Genomic DNA, 14,044 nt, shown 5'->3' with positions numbered 1-14,044 from the left:
GGTTCAGGCGACGGACGGGGCGGTGAGCTCGGCGGCGAGGCGGCGGACCCGCTCATCGAGCTGGTCGCGGATGAGGCGCATCCGCTCCTCGCCCTCGATCCCTCGCTCGGACGGCTCGTCGAGAGCCCACGTCTCGATGGTGCCGGCCATCCCTGGGAGGGGCTCGACGACGGCCTCGTCGCCGATGACGACGACGCGGTCCACGGTCCGCAGCAGAGCCGGGTCGATCGGCTTCGGGTGCTCGCCATCCATGCTCGCCCCGACCTCCGCGACCGAGGCCGCGGACAGGGCATTAAGAGCAGCCCCGGGGGCGGTGCCCGCCGAACTGACCTGAATGGCCCCTCCGGCGAGGCGGCGCATGAGGGCCGCGGCCATCTGCGACTTGCCGCCGTTCTTGGCGCAGACGAACAGCACCGACGGCGTGCCCTGGCCTACCGGCTCCAGCAGCTCGTCGACCAGAGGCTGGATACGGGCCCGGATCTCTTCGCGGATCGGCCGGACGGCTTCGATGCCCTGCCCGGCGGGGTCGTCGAGCTTCCAGTCCTCGTAGCGCTTGCCGGGGTAGAACGGACAGGCGTCGCCGCAGCCCATGGTGATGACGACGTCGGAGTCCTGCACGGCCTCGGGTGTGAGGACCTTCGGGTGCTCGGCGCGGATGTCGATGCCCTCCTCGAGCATCGCCTCCACGGCGACCGGGTTGATCTGCTCGGCCGGCATCGACCCGGCGGAGCGGACCTCGATCCGGTCGCCGGCGAGGTGTCGCAGGAACCCTGCGGCCATCTGGGAGCGGCCAGCGTTGTGGACGCAGACGAACAGGACGGACGGCTTCTTCTTGTCGTTCATGGTGCTTTCCTCGGTCAGTCGGTGGTCAGGGTCGCCAGCAGGGCCTTCACACGGGACTCGATGTCGTCGCGGATGGCCTCGACGCCCTCCGGGGAGGCCAGGGCCGGGTCGCCGACCGCCCAGTCCTCGTACCGCACGCCCGGCACGACCGGGCAGACATCGCCGCAGCCCATGGTCACCACGACGTCGGCGGCACGCACGGCGTCGTCGGTCAGCGGCTTCGGGAACGCGGCACCGGCCTCGTGCTCGCCCTCGATCTCGGCGAGCACGGAGCGCACGCGCGGGTGCACGTCGGCGGCGGGCGTCGAACCGGCGGAGCGAGCGACGACCTTCCCTCCGGAGAGCCGGTTGACAAGGGCGGCGGCGAGCTGGGAGCGGCCGGCGTTGGCGACGCAGACGAACAGCACCTGCGGCGCGCTGCTCGCCCGGTCCCGTGCCAGGTCGGCCAGGCGCTGACGGGCGAACCGCTCGGTCAGCGGCAGCAGGTGCCCGGTGAGCCTCGCCGAGCGGACCAGGCCGGCGTACGACTCCCGCACGACCTGGACCACCAGGTCGCGGTTCAGCCCGGTCGCCTCGTCCGCGAGCTCGGCGGCCAGGCGCTCCACCCTGTCGGCCATCGCGGCCAGTGCCGCCGCTCGGCCCGGTTCGTCGGGCGCGTCCTGCGCGACGGCGGCCGGGGCGAAGGCGTCCAGCAGAGCCGTCGCCGCGGCGCGGCGCTCCGGCGCGATGCGGTACCAGACCCAGGTGCCGCGCCGCTCGGCCAGGAGCATCCCGGTGTCCTTGAGGACCTTGAGATGGTGGGAGACCGTCGGCTGGGACACGTCGGCGAGCTCGGCGAGGTCGCACACGCAGGACTCGCCGCGCGGGTCGGCCGCGATCGCCGAGAGCATCCGCAGCCGCAGCGGGTCGGCCAGGGACTTCAGCGCACCGGCGACCACGGTCGCCGTTTCCGCGCCGATGGCGTGGGTCGCCAACGGCGAGCACGCCTCGGCGTCGGGAATGGTCACGGCGTCGGTCATGACGTCCTCGATTCAGCGGAGTACGGATCCGTGCGGAACCAGGCCCTCGCGGCCCAGAGCGAGACATAGACCAGGCCGACTAGCACGGGCACCTCGATGAGGGGGCCGACGACGCCGGCCAGCGCCTGGCCCGACGGCGCGCCGAAGGTGCCGATCGCGACGGCGATGGCGAGCTCGAAGTTGTTGCCCGCCGCGGTGAACGCCAGCGTCGTCGACCGCGCGTAGCCGAGGCCGATGCCTCTCCCGAGGAGCATCCCGGCCAGCCACATGATTGCGAAGTAGGCCAGCAGAGGCAGTGCGATCCGCGCGACGTCGAGAGGGTTCTTCGTGATCGCCTCGCCCTGCAGGGCGAAGAGCAACACGATGGTGAACAGCAGGCCGTACAGCGCCCACGGGCCGATGCGGGGCAGGAACCTCTCCTCGTACCAGTCGCGCCCGCGGCGCTTCTCGCCGATCCAGCGGGACGCGAAGCCGGCCACGAGGGGCACGCCGAGGAAGACGAGGACGTTCAGCGCGATCTGCCCCACCGACACGTCCAGTCCCTGCGAGTCCAGGCCCAGCCAGCCGGGCAGCACCGAGAGGTAGAACCAGCCCAGGAGCGAGAATGCGACCACCTGGAACACCGAGTTGATCGCCACCAGGACCGCGGTCGCCTCCCGGTCGCCGCAGGCCAGGTCGTTCCAGATCACCACCATCGCGATGCACCTGGCGAGGCCGACGATGATCAGCCCGGTGCGGTACTCGGGCAGGTCGGGGAGGAAGAGCCAGGCGAGGGCGAACATCACCGCGGGCCCGACGAGCCAGTTGAGCACGAGCGAGGAGCCCAGCAGCTTCTTGTCGGCGGTGACCGCGGCGACCCGGTCGTAGCGGACCTTCGCCAGCACCGGGTACATCATCACCAGCAGCCCGAGCGCGATCGGCACCGAGATCCCGCCTACCTCCAGCGCCGAGAGCACGTCCGACAGGCCGGGCACCAGGCGGCCGAGCAGCAGCCCCGCGACCATCGCCAGGCCGATCCACGCCGGCAGCCAGCGGTCGAGGGTCGAGAGCCGTCGGGTCGCCGGAGGCGCAGCGGTCAACGCTTGATTAGACATGCTTCGATATTGAGATCTCTCGATACAGGATGCAAGTCGGCCGGGCCGATCGCTCGTCGTACGCTCGGTGGGAGGCTGGGAGGTGCAACCGTCTACGTTTCGCAGACATCTCCCTCTGGGACCCAGAGAAGGGCAGTTGCGGTAGTCACGCCACAACGCACCCGTGCAATGTCATGATGGTCGGGTGCTCGTGGTTGATAGACAGGTTCGCTAGCCTTTGAAAGCCTGCCAGACGCCACCCCAAAAGCGCTCTGACCTGCGGAAACACGGCAATCTTCGACTCGTCGAGCATGAATGTCACAAACGTGTGGAGTGGGGCTGCTTCGCGCACTCGCTGAACGCCTACGGTCGCGGGGGAGAGCCGTGCCCGCGGTGCGGCGGCTCGATCCGGCGCATGGCGTTCGCGAATCGGTCGAGCCACTTCTGTCCGCGGTGTCAACGACGGCCGCGCCCGACGCGAGAACGCTGATCGGGCTCACGCCGCGCGCGTAGTCAGATGCCTCGTGCGGCGGCCACCTCCTCCGGGCTCCGCTGCACGCACACGTCGTAGCCATCGGGGTCGCGCAGAGTGACGTAGCCGGAGCCGTCCACGCGCCGGCGATCGGCGACGACCGTCGCCCCGATGGAGCGCAGTCTCTCGACCTCCTCGTCGCGCGTTCCGTCGACCGCGTCGACGTCGAAATGGATGCGAGGGTGGAACTCGTCGCCCTCGTCTGTCGGCTGGAACACGAAGGTGATCTGCAGGGGATGGGTGACGAGCACCGTCACCGGATCGCCGGGGTTGTTCGGGTTGGTCGGGTCCTCTTCGAGCCCGAGAACCTGCTGCCAGAACCGTCCGGATGCCTCGTGGTCGGAGCAGGTGATGTTGATCGCGTCGATGTGGGAAGTCATGCGCCTCCTCGTCGTTCGGCCATGCCCGGGAACCATGCCCGTGCCTCCGACCTGACCTGATCAGGTCATCGTCGCCGTCGATCACGACGGGCCGCGCATCCGCACCGGGGCGATCGTCGTCGACGCGCCACGGTGCTGACCGCGAAGGCCTGGCTCGGCAGTCGGCGACACCGAGGCTACTACGATAGTGGTGGATTGGTGGCGCGGACGAGAGGACGACCGATGAGCAGACGGCAGGACATCGCGACGGCGGCGATCGAGCTGGTGTCGGAGGGTGGCACCCACGCGCTGACCCACCGCCGCATCGACCGGCATCTGGGCGTGCCCGAGGGGACGACCTCGAACTACGCGAGGTCGCGTCGGGCGCTCGTGCGGATGGTGATCGACGAGGTCGCCGCGCTCGCCGACATCCGCGGCGGAGAGCAGCGCACGCTGCCGCGCACCGTCTCCGAGGCGGTCGATCAGCTGGTCCCCGCGCTGCAGGAGACCGTCGAGCGGGCCGTCGACACCCGTGCGCGCATGGCGCTGTCGATCGATCTCGTGAATGACGACGAGTTCCACGCCCTGCTGACGACCGATTCCCCTGTGCGAGTGAAGCTGCTCGGCGACGCCGAGCGGATGCTCGCCGCTCTCGACGTCGCGGAGCCGCGCCCACGCGCCGTCGACTTCATCGGGCTGATGAACGGACTGCTGTTCGACCGGCTCGCCGGCAACGGCGTGCGCGGGGAGCGGGTCGATGCGCGGAGCGTGCTGACGGCGTGGCTCATCGGCATCGGCGCTCGGCAGGAGATGCCGCCAGCGTCCTGAGACGCTCGAGGAGGAGGGCGCATATCACTACGATCGCTGTGGTAGCTTACGACGATCGTAGTAGTCATTCGGGAGTCTTCTCATGCCCTTCGGTCTTCTGTTCTCCCTCGTCGTCCTCGGTGCGTTCACGGCGCTCGCGCTCGTGCGCATCCGCCGGTGGGGTCGCCAGCTGTTCGCGCTCGCGCTGCCGGTCGGCGAGCTCCCGCACATCGCGATGCTGTTCCTGCTGTTCTCGATCGTTCGGGCCGTCGTCGACCGCGACCTGAACGATCTCCCGGTCGCCGCGCGCGTCGTCGTTCTGCTCGTCGTCGCTCTGATCGCGGCCGGACTGATCGGGCTGCTCGTCCGCGCGCTGCGTGCGCGGAGCGTCATCGCGGACGTTCTGCGGAATCACGGCGAGGCCCCCCGCGCCGCCGATGGGTGCGGCCGCTGCTGTTCCCGTTCCCGTGGCGCCCGCGCTCGGTGGTTCGGGTCGGCCCGATCTCCTACGGCGAGGACAGCCGGCAGCATCTCGACCTCTTCCGACCGGCGGGCAGCGAGAAGTGCGGCCCGGTGCTGGTGTGCCTGCACGGCGGCGGCTATTCCTCTGGCGGCAACCGGCGCGAGGCGCGCGCCCTGCTGCATCGACTGACCGCGCGGGGGTGGACCTGCATCAGCGCCGCGTACCGGCTCCGCCCGCGGTTCGGCTTCGAGGATCACCTCGCCGACGCGCGGGCCGTGCTGGCCTGGGCGCACGCGTATGCCGGGGCTCACGGCGGCGCGGGCGCCCCCGTGGCGATGGCGGGAAGTTCGGCGGGCGGCCATCTCGCGGCGCTGTGCGCGCTCACCCAGGACGACGGCGCTCCCGATCGGCCACGCGCCGACGCGGTGGTCTCGCTGTACGCCTGGTACGACCGGTACTACGGTCGCGGGCCCGACGAGACGCCGGCGTCGACGCCGTTCGCGCTGGACGCGTCGAAGGCGCCCCCGTTCTTCATCGTGCATGGCGGTCACGACTCGTTCGTCCCGGTCGAGCAGGCTCGCGCGCTGCGCGATCACCTCCGGGCGGGATCGCGGCGCGACGTCTGGTACGCCGAGCTGCCGGGCGCGCAGCACGGTTTCGACACGTTCGCGTCGTGGCGCCTCCAGGCCGTGATGGACGGCGTCGACGGCTTCCTCCGGCACACGGTCAAGCGCGCGCCGGATCGGCCGATGCGGCCCGACGACCCGACGAAGGGCTGAGGACCTGTCTGTCCCCACGCATCCGGAACGCGCCCGCCGACGTCGCGTCGGATCGTTCCTGCGCAGAGCGATCGTCTTCCTCGCGGTGGCGCTGATCCTCACCGTGATCGGTGGGGTCATGGTCATCGTCAACACGACTCCGTCGTCGGATCGGACCGGAAGCGCGGTCGGCGTCGCGGCGTCCGCCCTCGAAGCGCAGGGCGGCCCCGACGGGGTCGTCGCGTCCTTCCAGGACGGCGAGATCACCGAGGTCGCCGCGGTCGGCGAGCATCCGCACGGCGCCGACACGCCGTTCTTCGTCGGCTCGGTGAGCAAGATGTTCACGACCGCGGTGGTCACCCGTCTGGTCGACGACGACCGGCTCGACCTGGACGCGCCCGTGACCGAATACCTACCGTGGTTCCGCACGCGGGGAGAGCACGGGGCGATCACCCTGCGGCATCTGCTCACCCAGACGAGCGGGCTGCCCGAGGGCGCGGGCCGCGTGGACCTCGTCACGCCGGAGGTCTCCCTGGAGCAGCGGGTGCGCGTGCTCGCCGAGGTCGAGACGGTGAGCGAGCCGGGAGCGGAGTTCCACTACTGCACGAAGAACTTCGCGGTGCTCGCCCTGATCGTCGAGGCCGTGACTGGCGCCCCGTATGCGGAGGTGCTGACCGAAGAGGTCATCGAACCGCTGACCTGTAGAGCACCCACACCGATCCGCTCGCGGCGGGCCGCGACGTCTCTCAGGGGCATCTCGCGATGTTCGGAGCGCAGCTGCCGGCATCCACGCCGTTCTTCCCCGGCGCCCTGGCGGACGGCTACCTCATCTCGTCCGCCGCCGATCTGGCGAGCTTCGCGGACGTGATCGCGACCGGGCTGAACGGAGACCAGCGCTTCGTGTCCGACGACGTCCTCGCGCAGATGCACTCGCCGCCCGAGGGCGTCTCCGAGGATCCGGAGTACGGCAGCACCTACGGGTTCGGGCTGCGCGTCCTCGACGTCGAGGGTGCGCAGATGCTCTGGCACGAGGGCGAGCTGGCGACCGAGTACGCCGACGTCGGCGTGCTCGAGCCGACGCGGGCCGGACTGATCGTGCTGAGCACCCAGAACGGACAGCTCTACGCCGGCGACGCGCCGTTCCTCTCCGGCATCGAGCGTCTCGCGGGGGAACCGGCCGAACCCGACGACGGCGGGTTCCGCGCGGTAGCGCTGTCGATGACCGTGCTCGCCGCGCTCGTCGTGGCGGGGATGGTGACCGACGCGATGCGCTGGCCGAGACTCGCTCGTCGCCCCCGCGCCCAACGCCTGCTGCGGTCGACGCTGCCCAGGGTCATCGCCGCTGCCGTGCTGTGGGCCGGGACCGTCTTCGGGCTTGGCGCGATGCTCGGGTTCGAGGGCGCCGTGCCGTTCCCGGTGCTGTGGGCGGCGGCGCCCGACCTGACGGCCGTGGTCTTCGGCCTCGTCGGCTATCTGGTGCTCTCGGCGGGCGCGCTGCTGCTGCCGGATGGGATTCGCACCCCCGGGAGGGAATCCTGACGGAATCGACTCAGACCGCGACCGAGAGGGGCGGCACGGCGCGCGTCAGGCGGAGCTCGCGTCCTGCTCGCCGGATCCTGCGGCGATGTCGAGAACGGCGCACGTCGAACGTGTAGAGGGCGAACGCGGCACACGGGCCATGTCGCACACGAGGAGAAGATCATGACGCAGTACCTGCTGAACAACCTCGCTCCCACCGGGGGCACGATCGAGCCGGCGCGCCTTCAGGAGATCGCCGAGCGCATCACCGCGATCACCAACGAGATGCAGTCCGCCGGTGTGTGGGTGTTCGCGATGGGACTGGCAGACCCTTCGTCGTCGACGGTCGTCTCGACCAGCGACGGACGCGTCGTCCTCGCAGACGGGCCGTTCGCGGAGCTCAAGGAGCACGTCGGCGGATTCACGGTCATCGACGTCGCGGACCTCGATGAGGCGACGCGGTGGGCGGGCAGGGTCTCGGAGGCGACGGGTCTCCGGATCGAGGTCCGTCCCGCGCTGAGCTTCGGCTGATGTCCGACGCGCGTGCGGCCGTGCGCCGAGCTCTCCGCTCGGAGTGCGGCCGCACCGTCGCGATCCTCCTGCGCTCGCTCGGCGACCTGGGCGCCGCCTGGAACGCCGTCCAGGGCGCCTTCGCCATCGCGGGCGACACCTGGCGGGTCCAGGGCGTGCCTTCCGAATCCGCAGACATGGATCGTGACGACCGCGCGTCGCCGCGGGATCGGCAGGATCCGGCGCGCGCAGACGGGTGCAGGAAGCTCTCGCCTCATCGCCCCTCTCGAGGTTCGAGCAGATCGGCGAGCGCCCGCCCGAACTCCGCCGGCTCGATGCTCGGACCGAGATGGCTGCCTGGCATGTCGACGAGCGGAAGCTCCAGCGCGTTCGCCAGGGCGACGCTGGCCCGCCGCGCCATCTGCTGATGGCTCCAGGCGCCTGCGCAGATCGTGAGCGGGACACGACGTGCGGCGTGCAGATCCGGCGCGTAGAAGACGCTCGGGCCGGCCATCCGACCGAGGAAGTAGCGATTCCTCTCGACCTCCTCGTCAGGCAGCGCCGGGAGGGGCGTGTGGGCGGGAGGGGTCTGCCCGGGCGCGGTGCGGTGCCCCGCGCCGCTGAGGTCGAGGAACTCCTGCGCCGCGCTCTGAGGGTCGTCGTCGGCCATCGCGAACGCATGGCGAGCGCGATCCTCCAGCGCCGGCTCGTCGAGCAGGGGGATGAGGGGCGGTTCGTGCAGGACGGCCCGGTCGATCAGGTCGGGGAAGCGCCTGGCCAGCTCCAGCACGGTCACGGCGCCGCCGCTGGTTCCCGCGAACAGCGCTCGGTCGCGGGTGAACCGGCGCACGAGGGCGTGAAGATCATCGGCGAGCACCTCCGGCGACGGCTCGGCCATTCCCGAGACGGCGCCGCTTTCTCCCGTGCCGCGCGGGTCATGGGTGACGACGGTGAAGCGCGTCGCGAGTTCGTTCGCCAGCGACGCGAACCCGGATCGTCCCGCGGGGGCTCCGACGAGGAACAGGAGGGGGCCGTCGCCGCGGACGCTGAACGCGATCGTGCAGTCGGGTCGGCGCAGTCGCCGCACCGGATCCGTCGAGAGCGGGGCGGTGCTCGACAGCTTGCGTCGGATCATGTCCAGCGCGCGATCCAGATCCGTCCTGCGGGCCTCGATGCGGCGCCGGTGCGCCTCGAGAAGCTCGGTCCGCACCCGCGTCGCATCGGCGTCGGCGCCGTGAGCGCCGATGAACCGTGCGATCTCCGACAGCGGCATTCCCGTCGTGCGCAGGTGGACGAGCATGTCGATCAGCTCGATGTCCGCCGCGCTGTATCGACGATGACCCGCGCCGTCGCGTTCCGGCCGCGGCACGACTCCCTCGCGTTCGAAGTACCGCAGCGTGTCGGGTTCCAGGCCGACCCGACTCGCGGCCTCGTCGCCTGCGTCGCCGACGCCCTAGACTGACCGCATCATGTCGCTCCGGCTTCTCCTTCCGCGCCGCGACGGGGTCTCGTAGACGCAGGCTCCTCGTCGCGGCGCCGTCCTGCCGTCTGCACCCCTCGCGACACGGAGCACTCCATGACCGCATCGACGGATTCCTCACCCGACCGCGCCTGGCGGCGCAACCTCGTCGTCTGCGCCGCCGGCTCGTTCACCACGATCATCGGCATGACGCTGATCCTGCCGATCCTGCCCCTCTACGTCGAAGACCTCGGCGTCACGGGGACCGCGGCGATCACCACCTGGTCGGGCATCGCCTACGCGGCCACCTTCCTCACCGCGGCCCTCGCGGCCCCGCTGTGGGGACGCCTGGGCGATCGATTCGGACGCAAGCCGATGCTGATCCGCGCCAGCCTCGGCATGGCGGTCGCGATGTCGCTGATCGGGCTGGCTCAGGACGCGCATCAGCTCGTGCTCATCCGGCTGCTGGCGGGACTGCTCGGCGGCTATGCGTCCGGGTCGACCATCCTCGTCGCCGCCCAGACCCCGCGCGAGCGGTCCGCGTGGGCGCTCGGCGTCCTCTCGTCGGCGATCATGGCGGGGAACGTCGTCGGCCCCCTGCTGGGCGGCACGATCGCCCAGGCGTTCGGCGTCGAGATCGCCTTCCTCAGCACCGGAGCGCTGATCTTCCTCGCCTTCCTCGGCACCTGGCTCTTCCTCGACGAGACGCCCCGAGATCGCCGCGCGAGGGCGGACCGCCGGCGCACGCGGGTCGGCGGATGGCGGGAGGTGCCGCACAAGTCGGCCGTGCTCTCCCTGCTCGGCCTGTCGATGCTGCTGATGTTCGCCACGATCTCGGTCGAGCCGATCATCACCGTCCACGTGGAGCGGCTCACGGGCAGCGCCGAGCACGTCGCGATCGCCGCCGCGGCGGTGTTCTCGCTGACCGCGCTCGGCACCATCCTCTCCGGTCCGGCGCTCGGCCGACTCGCCGACCGGGTCGGACACCTCAGGGTGCTGATCGCCAGCCTCGCCCTCGCGACGGTCCTCCTCGCCCTCCAGGCGATCGCGCCCGACCTGTGGACGTTCGCCGCCCTCCGCTTCGCGACGGGGATCGCGCTGGGAGGGGTCACGCCGACCGTCGTCGCCACGATCCGCCGGCTGCTCCCGGAGACCTCGGTCGGGCTCGTCCTCGGCTACAACGTGTCGGCCCAGTACGTCGGGCAGGTCGCCGGTCCGATCGCCGCGGGCGTGCTGGGCGGCGCGCTCGGCACGAACGCCGTCTTCGTCGCCACCGCCGCCCTCACCGGCGCGGGCCTGGTCGCGGCGATCGCGATCCGCAGACGATTCGCCGCGACCGGCGACTAGCGTCCGCCCTCGCGGGCGGCCTCGCATCGCGCCCCCGCGCCGAGGCTAGGCTCTACGGCATGGCGAAGACGCACCCCCACATCGACTCCCCGACGCGCGACCAGCTCGCCTCCCTCGTGAGCGATCGTCCGGACGCGATCCGGGAGGTCTACCTCGCGCTGCACGAGATCGTGCTCGATGCGCTCCCCGACGTCGTGTTCTCCGTCGACGAGGTGGATGCCGCGATCGGCTACGGCGCGCGGCAGTACGGGTACGGCGGCTGGGGGATGGCGGCGGTGACGCCCTTCGGTCGCTGGGCGTCTCTGACGCTGATGCGCGGATCCGAGCTCGACGACCCCGCGGGGCTCCTCGAGGGGACCGCCGGGATGCGGCACGTGAAGCTGCGTCGCCCCGAGGAGGCGGAGGAGCGTCGCCGGGAGATCGTCGACCTCGTGAGAGCAGCCTCCCTCCTCCCGTCCGCGGACGGATGACCCTCGACGTCTGAGGTCTTGACCGCGGGGAGCGCATCCGACATGCTTCCGTCACACGAGCGCCGCGGCCCCCCCCGGGCGCTCCGACGACGCGACACAGGGTGGTGCGCAGATCATGACCGAGTCCGCATCGGCGTCCTGGGCATCTGCGGCGGAGGCGGATACGCCTGGGCCGCGGCCAAGACCGAGAAGCGGTTCAAGGCCGTCGCCTCGATGACCGGCGTGAACTACGGCCGCATGTCGCGCGACAACGCCGGCCTGGCCGGCGGCCCCCTCGAGGTGCTCCGCGGCATCGCGCAGCAGCGCACCGCCGAGGTGCGCGGCGAGGGCGAGCAGGCTCTCAACGCGGCGCTGCCGCCGTCGGCCGAGGTCGCTCAGGAGATCGGCGACATCGACGTGATCGAGGCGTACGACTACTACTGCACGCCGCGCGCGCAGCACGAGAACGCCCCGGCGACCTTCGACGTCTCCCACGGCGCCAGCACGCAGGCCTGGGACGCCTTCGCCTTCGCCGAGGACCTCCTCGACCAGCCGCTGCTCGTCGTCGGCGACAAGAAGGGCGGCTTCGGCGCCTACGGCGACGGGCAGGAGATCCACCGTCGCGCGGCGTCGACCGACAAGCAGCTCGTCGTGCTCGAGGGCGCGTCGCACTACGACATCTACGACCAGCCCAACGGTGCGGGCGAGGCGCTGAAGCACGCCATCCCCTTCTTCACCGAGAAGCTCTGACCCGGATTCCGGGCGCGCGGGCGTCGTCCTCCTCGCGGAGGGCGGCGCCTGCCGTCGTCTTCAGCGGCGCTCGCCGATGTCCCGCGCGAGCGCCAGCGCGTCGTGGGCGACCTGTGCGGACGAATCGGCGTCGCGCAGCCACAGCGGGACTGCGCGCGCGGCGATCCCGCGCGCGGCGAGCGGCGCGACGGCGTCGCGGTCGGCCTCGTCGACGAGCCAGCCGTCGAGGACGCCCCCCGCGTCGCGCGATCCGTAGTGCTCGGCGACGGCGCGCGCGGAGGTCTCGACGCCGATCGCGGCCAGGCACGCGTCGGCCATCCCGCGCACGACGCCCCCGTCGATGACGCCCGAGACCCCGACGACGGGCGCGGCGGCGCGGCCGAGAGCCTCTCGCATCCCCGGCACGGCGAGCACGGGCCCGATCGACACGACGGGGTTCGAGGGCGCGAGGAGGATCACGTCCGCCTCGGAGAGGACCCGGAGGGCTCCCTCGGAAGGGCGGGCCTCCGCGATGCGCCGCTGCGCGAATCCGCGAGCGGGGAGCGCGGCGCGGTGTCGCACCCACCACTCCTGGAAGTGCAGGGATCCCTCGCTCGTCTCGACGATCGTGTCGATCTCCTGATCGGTGGCGGGGTGCAGCGTCGCCCCGAGCGGCCAGCGCGCGCCGAGCCGGCGGTAGACCTCGCTCAGCGAGACGCCGTCGCGCAGCCAGGCGGTGCGCGCGATGTGGGTGCCGAGATCCAGATCCCCGAGCGCGAACCAGTCGGGGGCCGTCCCCCAGGCGGCGAGCTCCGACGAGACCCGCTCCGTCTCGTCCGCGCGGCCCCAGCCGCGCTCGGCGTCGTTCACTCCCGCGAGCGCATAGAGGAGGCTGTCGTGGTCGGGAGAGATGCGAAGGCCGGACACCCACCAGTCGTCGCCGGTGTTGACGACGACGTCGATGGCGTCCGAGCTCCCGGATCGCCGTACGTGCTCCCTGACTCCGCGGACGAAGCGGGCGCAGCCCACCCCTCCTCCGATGACGACGATGCGCATCCGATCAGCGTACGAGCTTCTTCTGCCACTCACCCGTCCAGCACACGGTGCGGAACCCCACGGCCTCGTTGACGTCGAGCATGAAGCGGTTCTCCTCGGCGTTGAACGTCTGCACGAGGGGAGCCTCCGGCACCTCCTCGTGGAAGCGCAGCAGCCCGAGGCACTTGACGATCGTGCCCAGCCGGTGCCCGCGGTGCTCGGCGAGGACGATCGTGCCGAAGTTCTCGGCGGCGCGGGTGGGATCCGGGTGCGATGCGATCTCGTTGAACGCGACGAGCCGCCCTGTGGTTCGGTGGACGACGCCCGCGACGGCCCACACGCGGCCGCTCTCGATCTGGCGGGCGTCGCGGGAGCGCACGCGATCCGCGTCCCAGCGCTCCTCGTCCATGTCGAGCTCGCCGGTCGGAATGTCGGTCGACATCCGCGTGATCGCCCGCGCGTAGTCGTCGAGGAGGTGGTCGGGTGTCGGCGCCTGCCACCACACGGGCTCGTAGTCGGGGCCGGCGAACTCTTCTGCCCGCGCGAGCATGTCACACACGCCGTCGAGCGGCTGCCGCAGGTCGAAGGCGCTCGCGCGCTCGACCTGCCCGAGCTCGTAGCCGTGCCGCAGGAAGAAGCCCGTCGTGCCCGCGTCGCGCGGCACGCCGCCGAAGCCGGATGCCGGCCGGAGGATCGCGCCCTCGTCGTCGGGCATCGCCTCGGGGCGCACGAAGGCGTACGACCGGGCGTTCGTGCGCCCGGCCTCGCGAGCGAGGAGTTCGAGGCGCTCTTCCAGGGCGTCCTCGATGCCCGCGTCGCGGTTCTCGGGGAGCACCGCGACGTCGACGTTCACGTCGTTGTCCGTGGTGCGGTCGTAGGCGAGGAGCCCGATGCCGACGAGGCGGCCCTCGTCGTCGCGGGCCGCGAGGATCCGGGTCGCCGTGTGGGTCTGGTCGCGCATGTGCACGAGCCAGGCGCGCGGGTCGCCGTCGAACATGTCGGTGCCGGAGTCGGCGCGGCACACGCCGTTGACGATGTCGGCGTACGCGAGCCAGTCGGCGGCCGCGGGGTCGGAGGAGTCGAGGGAGTCGGGAAGGGGGAGGTCGTCGATCGTGACGGTCATGGAGGGGAGGGATCCTGTCG

The 14,044-nt window shown here is 71.4% G+C and carries 14 protein-coding genes and 4 pseudogenes; 9 read left to right on the top strand and 9 right to left on the bottom strand.

Features of this window, described 5'->3' with window-relative positions; genetic code table 11:
• Positions 1 to 3: 3 nt before the first annotated feature.
• The 4 genes and pseudogenes from NHL53_RS03865 to arsB form a co-directional block, all read right to left on the bottom strand.
• Positions 4 to 402: pseudogene (locus NHL53_RS03865) on the bottom strand (low molecular weight phosphatase family protein); the annotation flags it as partial.
• Positions 403 to 441: 39 nt separating this feature from the next.
• Positions 442 to 843 (bottom strand): annotated as a pseudogene (locus NHL53_RS03860) (arsenate reductase ArsC); the annotation flags it as partial.
• Positions 844 to 857: 14 nt separating this feature from the next.
• Entirely contained in the window at positions 858 to 1,862 is a 1,005-nt protein-coding gene (locus NHL53_RS03855; RefSeq protein ID WP_433775345.1) for a metalloregulator ArsR/SmtB family transcription factor, read from the bottom strand.
• Positions 1,859 to 2,956, bottom strand: coding sequence for an ACR3 family arsenite efflux transporter (arsB, locus tag NHL53_RS03850; RefSeq protein ID WP_433775343.1), 1,098 nt, complete (start codon positions 2,954 to 2,956; stop codon positions 1,859 to 1,861). The genes NHL53_RS03855 and arsB overlap by 4 nt, the downstream gene beginning before the upstream one ends.
• Positions 2,957 to 3,272: 316 nt before the next feature.
• On the opposite strand from arsB, the pseudogene NHL53_RS03845 reads away from it, so the two are divergent.
• Positions 3,273 to 3,425: pseudogene (locus NHL53_RS03845) on the top strand (zinc finger domain-containing protein); the annotation flags it as partial.
• A gap of 23 nt (positions 3,426 to 3,448) precedes the next feature.
• Here the strand turns inward: NHL53_RS03845 and NHL53_RS03840 are convergent.
• Positions 3,449 to 3,847 (bottom strand): VOC family protein, encoded by a 399-nt coding sequence (locus tag NHL53_RS03840; protein ID WP_433775341.1) that lies wholly within the window; start codon positions 3,845 to 3,847, stop codon positions 3,449 to 3,451.
• Between the two features lie 222 nt (positions 3,848 to 4,069).
• On the opposite strand from NHL53_RS03840, the gene NHL53_RS03835 reads away from it, so the two are divergent.
• Complete coding sequence (locus NHL53_RS03835) at positions 4,070 to 4,654, top strand: TetR/AcrR family transcriptional regulator (protein ID WP_433775339.1); 585 nt, start codon at positions 4,070 to 4,072, stop codon at positions 4,652 to 4,654.
• 64 nt (positions 4,655 to 4,718) lie between these two features.
• Here NHL53_RS03835 and NHL53_RS03830 read toward each other — a convergent pair whose 3' ends face one another.
• Positions 4,719 to 5,048 (bottom strand): hypothetical protein, encoded by a 330-nt coding sequence (locus NHL53_RS03830; RefSeq protein WP_433775337.1) that lies wholly within the window; start codon positions 5,046 to 5,048, stop codon positions 4,719 to 4,721.
• A gap of 68 nt (positions 5,049 to 5,116) precedes the next feature.
• Here NHL53_RS03830 and NHL53_RS03825 point away from each other — a divergent pair, with 68 nt between their 5' ends.
• The 4 genes from NHL53_RS03825 to NHL53_RS03810 all read left to right on the top strand — a co-directional run bounded on the left by NHL53_RS03825 (position 5,117) and on the right by NHL53_RS03810 (position 7,903).
• The gene (locus tag NHL53_RS03825; RefSeq protein WP_433775336.1) at positions 5,117 to 5,875 is read left to right on the top strand and encodes an alpha/beta hydrolase; all 759 of its coding nucleotides are present in this window, start codon (positions 5,117 to 5,119) and stop codon (positions 5,873 to 5,875) included.
• An 85-nt stretch (positions 5,876 to 5,960) separates the two neighbouring features.
• On the top strand, positions 5,961 to 6,722 hold the full coding sequence (locus NHL53_RS03820) for a serine hydrolase domain-containing protein (protein WP_433775334.1): 762 nt from the start codon (positions 5,961 to 5,963) through the stop codon (positions 6,720 to 6,722).
• Positions 6,617 to 7,393, top strand: coding sequence for a serine hydrolase (locus NHL53_RS03815; protein WP_433775332.1), 777 nt, complete (start codon positions 6,617 to 6,619; stop codon positions 7,391 to 7,393). Before NHL53_RS03820 ends, NHL53_RS03815 begins: the two co-directional genes overlap by 106 nt.
• Positions 7,394 to 7,555: 162 nt before the next feature.
• Positions 7,556 to 7,903, top strand: coding sequence for a YciI family protein (locus tag NHL53_RS03810; RefSeq protein WP_433775331.1), 348 nt, complete (start codon positions 7,556 to 7,558; stop codon positions 7,901 to 7,903).
• 253 nt (positions 7,904 to 8,156) lie between these two features.
• Here NHL53_RS03810 and NHL53_RS03805 read toward each other — a convergent pair.
• Positions 8,157 to 9,305, bottom strand: a pseudogene (locus NHL53_RS03805) (alpha/beta fold hydrolase); the annotation flags it as partial.
• A 153-nt stretch (positions 9,306 to 9,458) separates the two neighbouring features.
• On the opposite strand from NHL53_RS03805, the gene NHL53_RS03800 reads away from it, so the two are divergent.
• From NHL53_RS03800 to NHL53_RS03790, 3 genes are read left to right on the top strand one after another with little or no spacing between them, the layout of a single operon-like run.
• Positions 9,459 to 10,688, top strand: coding sequence for an MFS transporter (locus NHL53_RS03800; protein ID WP_433775330.1), 1,230 nt, complete (start codon positions 9,459 to 9,461; stop codon positions 10,686 to 10,688).
• Positions 10,689 to 10,747: 59 nt separating this feature from the next.
• Entirely contained in the window at positions 10,748 to 11,158 is a 411-nt protein-coding gene (locus tag NHL53_RS03795; RefSeq protein WP_433775328.1) for a DUF1801 domain-containing protein, read from the top strand.
• Between the two features lie 42 nt (positions 11,159 to 11,200).
• Positions 11,201 to 11,887: a hypothetical protein gene (locus NHL53_RS03790; protein ID WP_433775326.1), complete on the top strand. Its 687-nt coding sequence runs from the start codon at positions 11,201 to 11,203 to the stop codon at positions 11,885 to 11,887.
• 60 nt (positions 11,888 to 11,947) lie between these two features.
• Here the strand turns inward: NHL53_RS03790 and cofD are convergent, their stop codons facing one another.
• Both cofD and NHL53_RS03780 read right to left on the bottom strand, forming a co-directional pair.
• Positions 11,948 to 12,922 carry a 2-phospho-L-lactate transferase gene (gene cofD, locus NHL53_RS03785; RefSeq protein ID WP_433775323.1) on the bottom strand — a complete coding sequence of 325 codons (975 nt, stop codon included), beginning with the start codon at positions 12,920 to 12,922 and terminating at the stop codon, positions 11,948 to 11,950.
• Positions 12,923 to 12,926: 4 nt separating this feature from the next.
• On the bottom strand, positions 12,927 to 14,044 hold a 1,118-nt coding region (locus NHL53_RS03780), incomplete at its 5' end, for a GNAT family N-acetyltransferase (protein ID WP_433775321.1).

It is taken from the genome of Microbacterium sp. gxy059 (assembly GCF_050958665.1).
Lineage (GTDB): Bacteria > Actinomycetota > Actinomycetes > Actinomycetales > Microbacteriaceae > Microbacterium.
This window is presented reverse-complemented; position numbering and strand designations above follow the sequence as displayed.